Here is a 15,100-nt window from a genome sequence, read left to right on the forward strand (position 1 = left end):
GCGCGCGCTTCCCTCCGCGAAGACGACGCGCCGCCGCTACGCGGCGGTCACTCCCGCGCTCCGCGCGGGAGGCCAGCGGACTCCGTCCGCTGAACTGACCCACTCCGTGGGTCAGTTGATCCGGCTGACGCCGGATCGATTCCGTACAGGCCTGCTCCGCAGTCCAGTACGGAATCTGACGCACGCTCCGCGCGCGTCAGCGCGGGCAGCGGACCGGGGCTCTGGTTGCGCGTCAAATGAATGGCCTGGATGAATACTGGGCTCAAACCACACCCCTGGCACGGGTTTCGGTGGGAGTCCAGGACGCTTAAGCCACTCCCGAAAATGCCATCTTGAATTTGCGTCGAGTTCCTCTGCAGTGCCGCTCGGTGATCCGCGTGGTATGCGTCAAGGTACCGGCCGGATCAATTCTGGAGGCATCCGGCAACGCCACCCCAATTGACGGGCATTCACTCGCCAGCGGAAGCAGCGGAGAGCCTGTAGCGGCGCAGCCCTTGCTGCCCGGTGACTGCCTGTCAGGGGCGCGACTCTCGTAGGGACGGGGCTGAAGGAACCGGCGGAGGAGAGCGGCAAGGGGACGGGAGAGGCGGGAGGCCCGGTACCAGCCGCCCGTGCCTCCCGCCGCCCCTCCACGGGCCGCCAGGCCCCACACGGCCACGGCGCGGCGGCCCCGGCCGACGCGCAGCAGACACCCGGCGGGCCCCGATCCCCGATGCCGCCACGCCACCGCCCGGACCGCCCCACCCCCTACTCATCCTTCAACCGGGCGGGAAAGTGGCAGCAGAGGGGATGTCAGCTCCCCGACCACGGCGAAACGGTGTCCTGAGCTGGGGAGTTACGGAGCCGGCGATCGGCCTTGGTCAGGAGATGGATCAGGAGATGCGTCAGGAGATGTCGCAAGGTTCTGAGTGTTTCCCGCCAGGACGTAAAGTGTATTATTGATTTTGAACTAGGCGGCAACCTGGTTCGGTCTCAATCACCAACACAAGGAGCTCTCTTGAACGCGGAAGCAGAAACCGTGAGCGCGATGAGTCGGCTCACGATTCACTTAGCCGGGGAACACGAGGCCGACGCATCCATCGGTCTGACACTCATCCCTCTTCTGAAGATTCCTACGGCCGTCATCGAATTCCGGCACCCTACCTGTGCACGGGTTTGGTGGGAGGGCTGGTGCGAGGCCGCTGCAATCCTCGACAGGATCTTTCCCGAACAGGTCGACGCGGGAGAAATGCGCGAACCCGAATTGACCATCAATTCGTTCGTGATCCTGGACGACGTGCCCCGGCGCGCCCGGATCCGAGCCCGCAGTGCGGCAGTGAGCCCCGACGGAATCGGCGCACTGTCCGTCACTGTCGGAGGTCTGACGATCGCGTGCGCGTCGCGTGCGGCTGTCGAGTGCCAGGTTCGCGGGTGGCGTGAGGCGTACGACGTGTTCGCCGGTGACGGAGGGTTCGGGCTCCCCTCTGCCGACGAGGTGGCCGCGCGCGTGCGAGCCGACCACGCCCGTCATGGGGTCAGCGAGCTGTTGGCGACATCCGAGGATCAGGTGGCGGTCCGGACACGGTGAGGTGCCCGGGGTGGGCGGACACTGTTCGCTCGCCCCGCTCTCCCGGGGCCGAAGCCACCAGAGAGGGGACAGCGTGACCGTCACGGGACCGATCAGCCGGGGGCAGCGGGTGCGCATCGAGCGCAACCCCGCCCGGAGTCTGGCCATGTACGCCCGCCCGAGAACCGCGAACCGGCCCGCTCCGTGGCCTGAGGTCTGGGAAGGCACCGTGTTGCAGGTGGGCTACGAGGAGGGCGAGTTGACCAGCGTCGAGATCTACGGCAAGCGGGAGAGCACTGGGGAGGCCAGGCGGGTGATGTTCAGCCTCAGCCGCAACCGGTTCTTCCGTACGAGTGTGACGCGGGTGGATTCGCCGTAACTCACATGCTCCGGGGGGTGATTGGGGATTGACGGTCACCCCCTGCAAGAGCGTATTATTGATTCTAAGGGCGAGCGGCAACTTGCCCGTCACCAACTCGACAACCCAAGGCAGGGGAACGATGAGCGAGTACCAGGACCACATACGGCAGAGCCTCGAAGGACAGGACGTCGACGCGGGCGAGGACGTCGGCATCGACGCGATGCGGTGGACACCCAACCCCGTCAGCGAGGACGGGACGGACGAGGCAATACAGACCGCCGTCGACACGGCGCATGCACTGCTCGACCGCGCCGCCGACGCGTACCTGTCCCTTGTGAACACCGTTCTCGGCGACGGGAGGCACCACATGGTGGCCAGCGCCAGCGCGCCGCACGGTGACTTCACCGAAGGCCAGGAGCTCACCGTGATCGATGACACCCTGGTCATCAACGAGGCCGCATCCTTGCGTGTCACCGCAGTGATCGCGGCAGCCATGGTCGGATGTGCCACCGGCGGACTCGTCGTGCGCACCTTCGGCCCCGACGGGTCGGAGTCCGTACGCGGCTGGAGGGTCCGGGGTTTCTGGCTCCGCCCGCTCACCGCGCAGCAAATCCGGGAGGCGTACACCGTCGTCCCCGAGACCGGCGCACCGGTGCCCCTGGAACCCGGTGTTGAGTACCGGCAGGCCGGGCGGGTGCCTCGCCCGGACCAGGACCCGACAGGCCCCGCAAGCGCCAGCAACACCGCGCCCCGGGACAACCGTCCCCCGAACCGCCGCAGCTGATCACCACCTCGCCGGGCCGGTCGCCCGACCGGCCCGGCGGGAACGCCCTGCCTGCCCCCTCCCCTGCCTTGCCCTGCCTCCCGGTGTGAGCGGCAACTCACCCGGCATCGACCCGACCAGGAGTGACCCGACATGGCCACGACCACACAGCCCGCCAGCAGCTCCCGCACCCCCGCCCGGCGGACGGCCCCGGCCGAGGTGCCGGCACCCACCGCCCCAGCCCCCGCTCTGCCCCGCAACCTGATCCGGCTCACCGCCCTCGCGCAGACGGCCGGATGGACGGCCGCCGCCGAGACGCAGCCCGGACACTGCGCCCTGGTCCTCACCGCCCGCCGCAAGGCCGGGGAAACCGTCCTGCGGTGCGTGTGGCGGCTCACCTCCCGGGGCTACCGCTGGGACGGCGCCACCCTCACCCGCTGCGGCCATCAGACCGCCCAGGGCATCGCCTGGCGTGCCGTCGCGGACCTGGTGAGCGCCGAGGCACCCACCGCCCCCGTGCAGCCGACCGCCCCGGACCTGTCCATGTCGGTGTACGGCCAGCGCGATGCCTCCCCCGTGACGGCGGAGGCCGTCTCGGCATCCCTCGCCGCCACGCCCGCGGGCGAAGTCCCCGTCCTGCTGCGCCCGTGGACCCGGGCCACCGTCCCCGTGGAGCTGTACCCGTCGCGGTTCGTCGGGCGCGACTACGTCGGCGCCGACTGCCTGCTCACCGCTCACCAAGATCGCCGAGACGGCAGCGGGAGCCTGGACGGCGCCGAGCCCGCCGCAAGCGGGATGCTCGCCGCCTGCGTCGTCGACGGGCACGCCATCCAGGAGAACTGGGCGCTGCAGCAGATGTGGCAGATCGCCCATGACGTCGTCCTGCCGCAGCGCTGGGCCGCCGCCCAGGAGCAGGCCGCCGCCCGTGCGGCCGACGGTGAAGCGGACGACCAAGGCGCGCAGGGACTCACGCTTCGGACACGGCCCAGGACGGGACCACGGTCACCGGCACACGTCCGGGCGACGGGGCCGCCGACGTGCTCAAGGAGCACGGCTTCAAGTGGCATCGCAAGAACCGCTACTGGTACGCCCCCGGCAGCCGCAACGAGCAGGCCGACACCGCGTTCATGGCCATCGTCGCTGCCGAGCTGCGCGCCGAGAATCTGCGCGTCACCACCGCCCAGCCCCAGCCGGCCCCCACCGCCTGACCGCCCTGCGGCCGGGCGCCCCGCGGCGCCCGGCCGCAGGCCCTGCCTCCCGGAGTCCTCATGCGCACCCACGCCGCATTCCAGTTCACCGGCGACCGCTCCCACGAGTGCGACGCCACCGCCGCCTACACCCACAACGGCGCCCGCGCGTACGCCCTGTGCGACGGCATCGGCTCCAGCCACGCCGTACAGGCCTGGACCCGCACCGCCGCCCGCCGTCTCGCCCGCGCCGCCGCCGTGCACGCCGACGCCGAAGCGGGCCTGAGGGCCGTCTACGAGACCTACGCCACCGAGCCTCAGCGGCTGGACGAGTACGCCCGCCACGGCCTGCCCGCCGCCTGCGCCGTCGTCGCCGTCGCCGCTCCCGGCAAGCCGCTCACCGTCGCCTGGTGCGGAGACACCCGCGCCTACCTCCTCACCCCAGACGGCACCCAGCACCGCCTCACCAACGACCACAACCTGCGCCGCGTCTTCCAGGACAGCCGCAACCGCGTCACCTCCTACCTGGGCGCGACACAGACCGACGAGGAGAAGCAGGCACAGTACGGCCACCCCGCGATCGAGTCCGCCACCCGCCACGCGGCCACCGGCCGTCTCCTGCTGGCCAGCGACGGCACGTACGAGCCCCTGGACGACTCAGCCCACGACCTGGCCGACCACCTCACCGGCACCCCGGGCCAGGCCGCCCGGGACATCACAGCATCGGCGATCGCCCACGCCGCAACCTACGCCGACCACGCAACCGCCCTGGTCGCCGACCTCCCCACCACCCGCACCGCGTGAGCCCCCCAGCCCACCGCCAACCGGCCCCCGCAGGAGGAAGCACGATGACCACCATCCGCCGGAACTGGACCCGCCGCGTCACACAGATCCGCGCAGCGGCACTGTCGTGCCGCGCCTATGACGCCGCCACCGGCAGAATGGTGCCGGTCGATCCGGCACGCGCATTCGAGGCATGGGAGGCCAGGCCGCGCGCCCGGCTCACCGAGGACTCCCCCGGGCAGCAGTGGACGGTCCGCGTCCACTCGAACCAGTTCTACATCCTGACGGCCGACGATCCCGGCGCGGGCGGGTCGGGTACGGCACCGGCCGACGACGCCCCCGCCACAGCAGGCACCGGCCGCCCCGGGGAACGCAGTTGGGCCGGGACGCAGGACCACAGCGCGGCAAGCGCCCTCATGCGTCGCGAGCCGACAGCCGACACCCGGCAGGACAACAGCCTGCCCGGCCACCTCCCCGCCCTCGCAGTCGACCTCACGGGCAAGACCGTGCGCGTGAAGCTCGCCCAGGGCTACAGCCACGAGCAGATCCGGGACGAGTTCGAGCAGGCACGCTCCGAGGCCCAGGCCGCCTGGGACACATCGAGGGCGAACGGCCTGTCGATGATGCTCGCGGTGCACGCCATGACCGCGGGCGAGAGCCCGGCCGTCCGGCCCACCGGCTCCAACTCCCCGCAGCAACTCGCCACCCCGCGCACAGTGCGTGTGGAGGACGCCGTGTCGCGCACCGGCCCGACGCTGCACGACGGTGCCGCAACCGACGACTCTGCCATCAGCGGCGACGCAGTGCGGCCCGTCCCCCCGGCCAGCGGCCCTGACCAGATCATCCACGCCTACACCCGCGCCCAGGCCCTCGCCGACGGCGTTCTTGTAGCCGCCGACGCCGGCCTGGCCCGCGAGGCCGGCTTCCGGGTACCGGTCGCTCTCACCAGCGCGGCATGGGAGGACTGCGTGGCCTGGAACGACGGTGACACCGACCGGCAGGCTCCCCAGGACGAGCGCGGCCGCCTGTGGGACGTGCTGACCATGGCCCGCGCAGCGATCCGGCGCAGCAGCGGGGAAGGCAGCCGGGTCACCGTCCGCCTGCAGCGGATCCCGCGCGACGGCCATACCCGCCGAGCCCGCCCGGTCCAGATCGTCTGCGCGGTCGGGCCGGGCGACCGGGGCGAGCCCGTCATCACCCTCATGCAGCCCGGCGAGGACTGAACAACTGAGCATCCGTCCGGCCCGGGGGCACAACGCCCCCGGGCCGCTGCCCGGAGGAGGCCGCAGCCGTGACCACTCGCGCAGCAATCGCCGATGCCGTCGCTGAAGCGATCCTCCAGCAGCAGACCGCCGCAGATCCGGACCAGAAGGGCCTTGCCGCAATTCAGTAAGAGCGTATAATTGATTCTATTGAGCAAGCGGCAACTTGCTCGGCACCGACCCGCACCCCCGAGGAGCGATCCGTGAGCGACTCCGCAACCACCACCACACCCATGCAGCAGGTCACTCTGCGGCTCGGACAGATCCACGTCAACGAAAGCAACGTCCGCCGGGACCTCAGCCTGGACGAGAAATTCCTCAAGTCCGTCGCGGCCAAAGGCGTGAAGGTCCCCGTCGTGGTCCTCCCCCTCGGCGAGGACACCTACGAGCTGAAGATGGGCCACCGCCGCTGCTCCGCCCTGCGGGCCACCACAAAGACCAAGGAGGAGCAGGACGCGATCGAGGTCCCTGCCTACGTGCTCGACCCCTCCCTGCGCGAGGCGGGCGAGGACTTCATCGACCAGCTCATCGAGAACGACGACGCCTACCGCCGCGGCCTGACCGAACTGGAGCAGGCCGACGCCCTGTTGGGCGCGGTCGGCGCAGGCATGAAACAGGCCAGGGTCGCCCAGCTCATCGGCCTCTCCCGCACCGAGGTCTCCCGCGCGGTGAAGACCTCCAGGGCCGTCGGCGAGCGGACCCGCTCCGCACTCGCCGAAGCCGGAACGTACGACCTCGATCTCGAAGTGCTCGGCGTACTGGGCGAGTTCGACGACGACCCCGCCGCCGTAGAACGCCTGCTGGAGGCCCACGCCAGGAACCGCTTCGACTTCCAGGCGCAGTGGGAGCGCGACGACCGCGCCGAGCACCGCGCCCGCGAGCAGGTCCGTCCCAAGCTGAAGGCCTCCGGGGTACGGCTCGCCGAAGACGGCGACCCCCTGCCGCCCACCGCCGAGCCGCTCAGCGCGCTCGACGGCCCGGACGGCGAACCCCTGAGCGCCGAGACACACGCCGGGTGCCCCGGCCACATGGCCACCTGGTCCGAGAACCCCCGCGAGCCGGGCGACATCGAGTACCACTGCACCGACCCCGGCCGCTACGGCCACCGCCCGCCCCGGCCCGGCCCCGACGGCCGCCAGGACCGGGACCGGGCGCAGGCGCAGGACGGGACCAGGCCACAGGAGCCGTCACGCGAGTACGTCAGGGCGGGCAACGCGGCCTACCGCGCCGCCGAGAAGGCCCGCCAGGCGTGGCTGAAAGACCTGATCGGCCGCAAGAGCGCACCCAAGCCGCTCGCCGCGTTCATCACCGAACAGCTCCTCACCTGCCCCAAGCCCGTGGCCCAGTGGGCGGGCGACACAGGCCGCCGCGACCTGGTCAAGGAACTGACCGGCTACGACAACCCAGCAGAGCGCGCCAAGACGGCCACCCCGGCCAAGCTCACCCTGCTCAACTTCGCGGTACTGGCCGCCACGTTCGAGAAGCGAATCGGCGAAGTACGGACCTGGCGCACCGACAGCACCGCCCGCTCCGCCGTCTACGAACTCCGCGAGATCCGCCAGAACGCCCGCACCTGGCTCACCTTCCTCGCCGACAACGGCTACCCCCTCTCCAGGATCGAGGCAGCCATCACCAACGACGAGCCCTACCGGCAGAGCGAGCCGGACACGCCGGACACGTCCGACACCGACGACCAGACCGACCAGGACACCCCTGACGGCCCGGGCGGCGCCGAGGACATCCCCGACGGCCCGGGAGCCGGCGACGCCGAGGACGCGGCCTGACCCGCCGCCCGGGCCGGACCTGACAGTCCGGCCCGGGCAACCCACCCCCTCTCTCTTCCCTCGCCGCCCACTCAGGAAGGCCTCGCCGTGCTCTGCTCTGAACTCCACCTCCACGCACCGTTGTTCGTCACCCAGGCCGCCGTCAGCAACCACACCGGCCTCATCGCCCGGACCGGGCTCGCCATGCCGGCCGCACCGTTCGGCACCCCCGCATGGCAGCTGCCCGCCCTCGTCTCCTACCTCCACCGCCTCCACAGCGACGAGGAGGACCCCTCCCCCGAACAGTGGCGCGCCCACACCCAACACCCCACCGGCCCCGTGCCCCGGCCGCACCTGCGCTACCAGACCGACGGTCTGCACGATGCTGACGCGGTATGCGTGCTCGACATCCAACTCGGCCCCCGCGACCAGAAGACCGGCTGGCCCACCGCCCACCTCGCCGTCATCGAACAGGAAGAAGGCCCCTGCCCCTTCGGGCGCATCACCCACCGCCACGGCACCGAAGCAATCGCCGCCTACACCGCCGAAGAACTCACCGCCGAACACGCGGCCCTCATGGACAGGGCCCGCCAGCACCAGAACACCCACCTCGCGCGCCTCGCCAAACTCGCACAGCGCGCGGCCGACTGGGCCGACAAGGTCCGCGCCGCCGCGCACGCCGACGCCGTCCACATCCAGGCCGACCGCGCCCGCGCCCGCATCACCCGCTAACCGCCACGCACTCCTCGCTGCCCGCTTGGGGGCTCGCGCCGTGTACGTCGGAGGCCGCCCTCGCCACCGCGGCCGCCGGAGTGCGTCTGCACGGCTTCGGTCTGAAGACCCAGGCACTCACAACGTGCGCCGAATACCTGGCCTCCGCCGACTCCCTCGCCTGGTCGCGCGACGCCCGCTGGTACGCCCCCTGCCCCAGTGCGAGGGCAGGCACAAAAGCTGCTCCATCTGCGTGCACTGGGCGATGCGCTGGCGCGGGCGCGCCCTTCACGTTCTGCACGCCCCCGCCAGCTGATGCTCCCCACCACGGCCTGACCCATCGCCGACAACGCCGGTCCGGGGCGGCAACCAGGAGTGGGCCGCACACCGCCAGGGCGACCGTGAACATGGCCCGGGTGTCGGCCGGATTGACAGTCACCCATCAAGAGCGTCATATTGATTACACGGGGCAGCGGTAAAGCGGTGGCCGACGGAAGACACCATCTCACGAGGATGTCGGCCCAGAGCGGCAACCCCGGCCGAACGTCCCGCCGACCACCATCACCAACTCGACTCGCCGCCCGCGCGTTAAGCACCGGCGGACCAAGAGGAGCAGGCCCTCAGTATAGGGCCGCAGCACATACCGGAGGGTGCGATGTCCAAGGCCCTGAACCCGCAGCGCCGCATCGTCGGCGGCCGCGCGGTGGTCAACCGCGACTGGATCCGCGAGTTCACCGGAGCCAGCGTCGGCTCCGCGGCCCGCTGGTACAAGATCCGTCTCGACGAGCAGCCGGAAGAGCACCGCCACCCGGAGAAGGAACGCATCGACGGGACCGACTTCTACGACGAGGAGCAGTTCCGCGACTTCTATGCCTGGTTCAAGGAGAACAAGGCGAGCAAGATCCTCAAGGCCGACCCCGAACTGCACGAACTCGACCGCGCGGTGATTGTCTCCATCAACAGGGCGGCCGAGCTGCTGGGCTTCAGCGGGCCCTCGGTGATCCGCAAGTACCAGACGTCGAATCCCGGCTACTTCCCCGATTCCGCCGGCCAGATCGAGGGTCCCACCGGCCGCATGATCCCCGGCTTCCTCGTCGGTGACCTGCAGGACTTCGACCGCAAGCGCACCGGGGACAAGCTCCGCAAGGCCGGCCGCCGTCCCGGCCCCCAGCCCGCCGCGCCGGTCGGCCGGCCCTCGGCGCTCGAGGAGGCCCTCGCGGCCGAGCTGAGCGCCCGCGACGGCGGCGAGACGCTGACGGCGACGCAGCTCGCCGAGCAGTACGCCACCGAGCGAATCGACCGCGACGGCTACCACCCCGGGCTCGCCGCCGAGCTCAGCGTGCAGTTCGGCGGACCTCAAAGGTCCTGGGACTACGCCGTGCGCAACGTCCTCGCACACCACCCGACCGCCATGCCGCCCCGCTCCCCGGCCCACCAGCGCACGGAGATCGCCCTCGCCGCCCTGCGCGAACACGGCGACATCCGCGGACTGGCCGCATCCCTCGCCCGCGAGCACGGAGGAAGCCCCGACGTCTGGTCCCGCGCGGTGAAGGCCGCCCGCCCCCGCCTCACCGAGCCCGCCACCTGACCGCCCCCAGCACCACAGGACGCGCCCCGATGCCCAGCTACCAGGTCCGCGACACCGCTACCGGCCAGCTCCTCGCCCGCGGCCTGGCCGACTACACCGCCGTCGAAACCGCGCTGGACCGCCTCGACGACAAACTGGAACACGACCTTGCCGCAAGCGGCGAAGGCGCCGGACGCATCCGGCTGCGACTCGACATCGAACAGCTCACCGACGACACGACACAGACCGTCGGACACCACGTCCTCCTCCTCGGCGTCGACGACCCCACCGACCCGCTGCCCGCGCCGTAACACACGGACACCGACCCGGACATGACCAACGGTCTGGACTCCGACCGCCTCCGTATCGAGGATGCCGACTCCTTGCGGGGTGCCAGTGACGCCGACGTCCCTGGGGCAACGCCTTGTCGTACTGGTCGCTCACAGGGCACTCCCAGTCGGCAGCTGAATTGATGCAGCTCGGACAGCACCCGGCGGCGGTCGCGGGCTTCCACGTCGGCGACCAGTTCGCGTATGGCTGGGCGATGGATGTCCTGTGCCGCACGGCTCTTGGCGATACACAAGGCATGAAAGCCGACGGCAAAGCTAGGCGGTTCGGGATTGCGCGGCCCATTCTTCGGCGAGCATCGCATGCACAACAGAGTCGCGCCACTGACCGGCTTTGAGGATGTGTCCGCGGATCGTCCCTTCCTCGATCATGCCCGCGGCCGTCATGGTCTTCGCCGATGCCTCATTGAGCGGGGACCGGGCTCCCCAGATGCGGTGCAGGTCGAGTTCCTCGAACCCGAGACCGAGAAGGAGGCGAACCACTTCGAGACCATATCCGACGCCCCACGCATCAGGGCGCAGCGCGAAACCGAAGGTGGCTGCGCGCTGCTGGTGTGGATCCATCGCGATACGGCCGAACCCGATCAAGCTGCCCGTCTCCCGCTCCACGATGGCGAGGGCGAATTCGCTTCGCGGGACTGTCGTGGACGAGGCCATGGATCGAGCAACGATCTGGCCCACCTGTTCACGGGAGCGCGGCTCGAACGACAGGTGCTCCGTAGCTTCGCGGCTGCCGTAGATCGCGAACACGGCGTCGACGTCGTCGATGGTGAGTTCGCGGAGACTGAGCCGTGCGCTGGAACGTTCGACCGGGTACATGCCAGAGACCCTATCGCTGCGTACCCGAGGGAAGTGCTGGCCTGCGCGGTGCGTACACGGCGATCTCCTCCGTCAGCTCGCGGGCCGCCACGGCTGTTCGGACCTGGCCCGCCATCAGTGCATGGCGGACCCTTTGGGCGGAGACGACGATGCCGTAGTTCCGGTGCGTGGACGGAAGATCCAGCACGGGGCGAATGGCCTGTGCCGCTCCGTCCACCTCACCACTGTGAAGAAGTACGAGCGCGTGATTACACTGCGCGCCCGCCAGGTCCCCAAACGCCCAGTTCGGATCCTCGGGGTTGCTGAAGCCCTGTACGGCCAGCTCCGCCTGTGAGGTCAGGCTTGCATCGCCATGGCCGAGGAGTGCCTCGGCCTCCACCGTGTAGTAGATCTGCTTCTCCGTTGAGTACGTAAGCAGGCCTCCGAGCTGGTCAAGGTCGTCCAGAACGACGTTCCCACGACGGTCGAGGGCCTCAAGGGTCACTGCCCGAACCGTCTGCTCGTCCCTGAGGACGGCCGCAGCGCGCGCCTGGAGGCCGAGCAACCACAGGCCGACCGTGCCATGGAGATTCGAGGAGAGGGCTGCCCCCCTCTGGGCGTAGAACAGTGCGTCTCCGGGCCGCTCTGCCCAGTATTCGATGAGGGACTGCAGACCATTGACCATGGCCATGAGGCCAACGTGCTCCGCGTCCTTCGCGAAAGCTGCCGCGAGCAGGCTCATCGTTCTCGCCTGTTCCCGGTCCTCCATGTCGTTGAAACCCTTGGCAACGAGGAACGCCAGCACGCCAGCCATGAAGTTGAGGTCGCCAAGCTGTGATGGACGGTGCTTTCCGGTCTCCAGGTTAAAGATGACTTGGTCCTGAGCGTCCAGCAGGTCATCCCAGATCGCCGACAGCGGTACACGTGGGTATTCGCGTACCAATCGAGCAACCTGGTCGTGCAGCAGGGGGAGGGTGTTGTCCCCCAGCCTCTCGCGGTCCGTCTGGAGAAGGTAGTTCCTCGCGCGTCGAACGGCCATTGCGCCGCTCCTTTTCATCTCGCTCAGATCCATGCCGGGTTCGGCATGGGATGCACTGGGCGACGTGCCGACGAGGGGAACGAAGTCCGGGGTGGCCCCCTCGGGGACCGTGGTCCAGAGATCGTCGATGCTGTAGCCCAGCATTTCGACGATCACCGGGCGGAAAGCCTTCTGCGGCTTGCGCCCGTCATAGAACCAGCCCTCGAAGGTTTTGGGAGCCGGCTCAACAGTCGTCAGACCGAGCCGTCCCGCTGCCTTCCGATACGGCGGGAGAAACTCATCCGCACTTCGGATGCCGCGCCTTTCAAGCGCGAACCGGAAGAACAACATCCTGCCTCCCATCCCATCCGCCTGACACGCCACAGCACCGACGTTAGATCGCTGTCGTCTTCAACTTGCCCCATAACGAGGGTACTTAGCGGTCCGAGGCCGTTCCGGGGAAGAGCCGAGGAAGGCCGTCAACTCTGCGCCAAGACCCGAGGACGATCTGGGGGTGGATCCGTCTGGTCAACCTTGCAACGCTCGTAGCAGCCCTCGCTGAGAGTGCATGACTGAGCACGGAAACCAGGGAGTCCCCCGTGAACGCGCCCCCGACGCAGCAGTGCTTATCGCAGACCGCCGAAGCATCCACGATTGAGGCGTCCACTGCTGCAGCCGAGCCCGACCCCCAGCCACACCCCGTCAGCGCCACAGTCGCCCTGCTGCCGCTGATGATGGAACCGGAGATGCCCCGCTTCCGCTGGGAGACCAGACTGCTGGTGAGCGAGGCGTCCGGCCCCAACGCCCGGCTCCGGGTGCGCCCCCGCCTCACGGTCGCCCGCTGGCCCGGCGACGTCGATGCAGCCGGACAGATCAGCGCCAAGCTCGCCGACAACGCAGCCCGCCACGGCACACCGTTCGCCGACGGCTGCATGGGCCTGCGGATGACGGTGCTCCCGGACACGGAAGAGCTCCGCATCGAGGTCGACGACGCAGAACCCTTCTTCCCCGGCTTCCACGCGGCCACCTGCACATCCTCTCTCCAAGGCAGCGGCCTGTGGTGGGTCAGGCACCACGGCGGCCTTCTGTCCTGGGACGTGAAGCTCGACGACGACGGACGAGTGATGGGCAAGACAGTCACCGCCGTCCTACGCCCGGCCGGCGAGACGGAGCAGGCGTGAGCATCACCGAGCAGCTGCCCCGCCGCGAGACCGCCCCCGGCCGGAAACTGCCGGATACGGCCCCGGCCGGCTTCACCACCAGCACCGGGACCTTCCACCCACAGCAGGCCGCCCCCGACATGAGCGACCTGGCCGCCCGCGTACGCAGCCTGATGGCCCTCCAGCAGCAACACGTACTGCAACTCCCCCTCGGCGGGAGATTCTTCGACATCGTCGTCACGGCCGGCGGCACACAGGCCTACGCCGCCCTCACCGTCATGGACGCCATCCAGCACACCGGCGACGACCAGCCCGACGCCTGCGGACCCGTCATCGAGGACCCCCACCGCTCCTGGCTCATCTGGCTCGTACCGCCCGGCACCAGCGAACACTGGGCGCCCCACCGCCACGCCCTGTGCCTCGGCCACCCCCACCACATCGCCCTCCCGCCGATGACGACGACCGAGCCGCCCGGCCCTTACTGGCTGCGCCCCTGCCGCGGCGACCGCCTCGTACCCCCCACAGCCCTGCGCCAGCTCCTCGACCAGTTCCAGCCCGGCCCCCCACCCCACGAAACCCTCCTCGGAACCGTCCTCAGCACCATCGCCTGAACCCCACCTGCGGCGGTGGTGTTCACGCCTCCGCGCCGAGCACGAGACCACCCTCATGCTCCCTGCTCCTCACCACTCGCCCGGTGAGGAGTGGGCTCCGACGCCCGGTGTCGGGCCGCCTGCCCCCGCGCGGCCCGACACCGGGTCCCACCGAGAAGGGACGACGACGTGCACCCTCCGATCGGCAGCCGGTCGGAAATCCTTGCAGCCACAAGCAGCGGACACGCCGCCTACAGCCAGACGTTCCCGTGCGTGCCACCTGCGGCTGCGGCCGGCCGCGAACGCGTCCGTGATGTCCTCGGCCTGTGGCGAATGGACAGCCTCGCCGAGCCTGCCGCGCTGATCGTCACGGAACTGATCGCCAACGCGGCCAGACACACCACCTGCCCCGAAATCCGTCTGATCGTCGCGAGATCGACCGCAACCCGGGTCCGTATCGGGATCGTCGACCGGGAACCAGCACTCCTGCCAACCCTCAGCTCCGCCGGTGACGAGGAAGAGTCGGGCCGCGGGCTGTTCCTGGTCGATGCGGTCGCCGACCGCTGGGGTTACGACCTGCTCGGCCCACCCAGATGCCCATGCGCGAAGGAGATCTGGGCAGAGCTACGCACCAAGGGTGACGCGTGAGCACCTCAACCACGACGCAACCCCGTCTCCCCTACGGCCAACAGGCGCGGGGCGCCATCCGCGCCGGGAGGACCCAGATATCGGCCTCGCACGCCGTTCTCGCCTCCGTGTGGCACCCACTGCGCACAGGCAGCGGCAGCGGCACCGGCGGCAGCAGGACAAAGTGGCCTCGCCCCCACGGGCGTCAGGCCCGTACATCCGCACCCCACGTCACAACGTCCAGCAAGGGCGGAGCGGCAACCGCTGGCGAGCACGGTTCCGCTGGGGCGTCGAGCGGTTCCGGCCCCGCCTTCATCGCTGAACGCAGTGCCCGCGTTGTGATCTGCAATTCGCCATCACCGCAGGTCGCAACGGGGGTCCTGCGGCCCCTCCGCCCCATCCCGCGGGCGGCCGGCTCATCAAGGAGCAAACCCATGGCACACGCCACTGCGCCCCTCGCCTCGACCACGGTCGAGGTTCCGTTCTCCGAGGACGAGTGGGACCTGAGCACGACCATCACAACGTCCCCGACGCCGGTCACCGAGATGTGCGACACCAGCGACGGATGCGCCAAGACCTGCGCGTCGTCCTGCACCTCGAGCTGATCCAGCGCCTTC

The 15,100-nt window shown here is 69.9% G+C and carries 16 protein-coding genes and 1 pseudogene; 14 read left to right on the forward strand and 3 right to left on the reverse strand.

The window, feature by feature from the left end; translation table 11 throughout:
• The first annotated feature begins 997 nt into the window (after window positions 1-997).
• The 10 genes from ABZZ79_RS35995 (at window position 998) to ABZZ79_RS36040 (ending at window position 10,254) form a co-directional block, all read left to right on the forward strand.
• A complete protein-coding gene (locus ABZZ79_RS35995) occupies window positions 998-1,567 on the forward strand; it encodes a hypothetical protein (protein ID WP_356696235.1) in 570 nt (189 codons plus the stop codon).
• Window positions 1,568-1,640: 73 nt separating this feature from the next.
• The gene (locus tag ABZZ79_RS36000) at window positions 1,641-1,925 is read left to right on the forward strand and encodes a hypothetical protein (RefSeq protein WP_356696237.1); all 285 of its coding nucleotides are present in this window, start codon (window positions 1,641-1,643) and stop codon (window positions 1,923-1,925) included.
• A gap of 121 nt (window positions 1,926-2,046) precedes the next feature.
• Entirely contained in the window at window positions 2,047-2,691 is a 645-nt protein-coding gene (locus tag ABZZ79_RS36005; protein ID WP_356696239.1) for a hypothetical protein, read from the forward strand.
• 1,016 nt (window positions 2,692-3,707) lie between these two features.
• Window positions 3,708-3,878 carry a hypothetical protein gene (locus tag ABZZ79_RS36010; protein ID WP_356696241.1) on the forward strand — a complete coding sequence of 57 codons (171 nt, stop codon included), beginning with the start codon at window positions 3,708-3,710 and terminating at the stop codon, window positions 3,876-3,878.
• Window positions 3,879-3,938: 60 nt separating this feature from the next.
• Window positions 3,939-4,661: a protein phosphatase 2C domain-containing protein gene (locus ABZZ79_RS36015; RefSeq protein WP_356696243.1), complete on the forward strand. Its 723-nt coding sequence runs from the start codon at window positions 3,939-3,941 to the stop codon at window positions 4,659-4,661.
• A gap of 44 nt (window positions 4,662-4,705) precedes the next feature.
• Entirely contained in the window at window positions 4,706-5,863 is a 1,158-nt protein-coding gene (locus ABZZ79_RS36020; protein WP_356696245.1) for a DUF6573 family protein, read from the forward strand.
• A 242-nt stretch (window positions 5,864-6,105) separates the two neighbouring features.
• On the forward strand, window positions 6,106-7,686 hold the full coding sequence (locus tag ABZZ79_RS36025; protein WP_356696247.1) for a ParB N-terminal domain-containing protein: 1,581 nt from the start codon (window positions 6,106-6,108) through the stop codon (window positions 7,684-7,686).
• An 87-nt stretch (window positions 7,687-7,773) separates the two neighbouring features.
• The gene (locus ABZZ79_RS36030; RefSeq protein WP_356696249.1) at window positions 7,774-8,397 is read left to right on the forward strand and encodes a hypothetical protein; all 624 of its coding nucleotides are present in this window, start codon (window positions 7,774-7,776) and stop codon (window positions 8,395-8,397) included.
• Window positions 8,398-9,031: 634 nt separating this feature from the next.
• Complete coding sequence (locus ABZZ79_RS36035) at window positions 9,032-9,964, forward strand: hypothetical protein (RefSeq protein WP_356696251.1); 933 nt, start codon at window positions 9,032-9,034, stop codon at window positions 9,962-9,964.
• Window positions 9,965-9,993: 29 nt separating this feature from the next.
• Complete coding sequence (locus tag ABZZ79_RS36040) at window positions 9,994-10,254, forward strand: hypothetical protein (RefSeq protein ID WP_356696311.1); 261 nt, start codon at window positions 9,994-9,996, stop codon at window positions 10,252-10,254.
• Window positions 10,255-10,388: 134 nt separating this feature from the next.
• On the opposite strand, the pseudogene ABZZ79_RS36045 reads toward ABZZ79_RS36040, so the two are convergent.
• The 3 genes and pseudogenes from ABZZ79_RS36045 to ABZZ79_RS36055 all read right to left on the reverse strand — a co-directional run.
• Window positions 10,389-10,544: pseudogene (locus tag ABZZ79_RS36045) on the reverse strand (transcriptional regulator); the annotation flags it as partial.
• A gap of 4 nt (window positions 10,545-10,548) precedes the next feature.
• Window positions 10,549-11,109: a GNAT family protein gene (locus tag ABZZ79_RS36050; RefSeq protein WP_356696253.1), complete on the reverse strand. Its 561-nt coding sequence runs from the start codon at window positions 11,107-11,109 to the stop codon at window positions 10,549-10,551.
• A 10-nt stretch (window positions 11,110-11,119) separates the two neighbouring features.
• Window positions 11,120-12,457 (reverse strand): hypothetical protein, encoded by a 1,338-nt coding sequence (locus ABZZ79_RS36055; RefSeq protein ID WP_356696255.1) that lies wholly within the window; start codon window positions 12,455-12,457, stop codon window positions 11,120-11,122.
• A gap of 380 nt (window positions 12,458-12,837) precedes the next feature.
• On the opposite strand from ABZZ79_RS36055, the gene ABZZ79_RS36060 reads away from it, so the two are divergent.
• The 4 genes from ABZZ79_RS36060 (at window position 12,838) to ABZZ79_RS36075 (ending at window position 15,088) form a co-directional block, all read left to right on the forward strand.
• Window positions 12,838-13,287 (forward strand): hypothetical protein, encoded by a 450-nt coding sequence (locus ABZZ79_RS36060; RefSeq protein ID WP_356696257.1) that lies wholly within the window; start codon window positions 12,838-12,840, stop codon window positions 13,285-13,287.
• Window positions 13,284-13,877, forward strand: coding sequence for a hypothetical protein (locus tag ABZZ79_RS36065; RefSeq protein ID WP_356696259.1), 594 nt, complete (start codon window positions 13,284-13,286; stop codon window positions 13,875-13,877). Before ABZZ79_RS36060 ends, ABZZ79_RS36065 begins: the two co-directional genes overlap by 4 nt.
• A 180-nt stretch (window positions 13,878-14,057) precedes the next feature.
• Complete coding sequence (locus tag ABZZ79_RS36070) at window positions 14,058-14,504, forward strand: ATP-binding protein (RefSeq protein ID WP_356696303.1); 447 nt, start codon at window positions 14,058-14,060, stop codon at window positions 14,502-14,504.
• Between the two features lie 413 nt (window positions 14,505-14,917).
• Window positions 14,918-15,088 (forward strand): FxLD family lantipeptide, encoded by a 171-nt coding sequence (locus ABZZ79_RS36075; protein WP_356696261.1) that lies wholly within the window; start codon window positions 14,918-14,920, stop codon window positions 15,086-15,088.
• Window positions 15,089-15,100: the final 12 nt, after the last annotated feature.

Source organism: Streptomyces sp. NPDC006458, from assembly GCF_040612135.1.
GTDB lineage: Bacteria > Actinomycetota > Actinomycetes > Streptomycetales > Streptomycetaceae > Streptomyces.

Bases quoted from the DNA above. Each gene is read 5' to 3' on its own strand.
- ABZZ79_RS36050 (WP_356696253.1), bottom strand. From the start codon at position 11,109: ATGTACCCGGTCGAACGTTCCAGCGCACGGCTCAGTCTCCGCGAACTC.
- ABZZ79_RS36035 (WP_356696251.1), top strand. From the start codon at position 9,032: ATGTCCAAGGCCCTGAACCCGCAGCGCCGCATCGTCGGCGGCCGCGCG.
- ABZZ79_RS36055 (WP_356696255.1), bottom strand. From the start codon at position 12,457: ATGTTGTTCTTCCGGTTCGCGCTTGAAAGGCGCGGCATCCGAAGTGCG.
- ABZZ79_RS36005 (WP_356696239.1), top strand. From the start codon at position 2,047: ATGAGCGAGTACCAGGACCACATACGGCAGAGCCTCGAAGGACAGGAC.
- ABZZ79_RS36020 (WP_356696245.1), top strand. From the start codon at position 4,706: ATGACCACCATCCGCCGGAACTGGACCCGCCGCGTCACACAGATCCGC.
- ABZZ79_RS36060 (WP_356696257.1), top strand. From the start codon at position 12,838: ATGATGGAACCGGAGATGCCCCGCTTCCGCTGGGAGACCAGACTGCTG.
- ABZZ79_RS36075 (WP_356696261.1), top strand. From the start codon at position 14,918: ATGGCACACGCCACTGCGCCCCTCGCCTCGACCACGGTCGAGGTTCCG.
- ABZZ79_RS36040 (WP_356696311.1), top strand. From the start codon at position 9,994: ATGCCCAGCTACCAGGTCCGCGACACCGCTACCGGCCAGCTCCTCGCC.
- ABZZ79_RS36015 (WP_356696243.1), top strand. From the start codon at position 3,939: ATGCGCACCCACGCCGCATTCCAGTTCACCGGCGACCGCTCCCACGAG.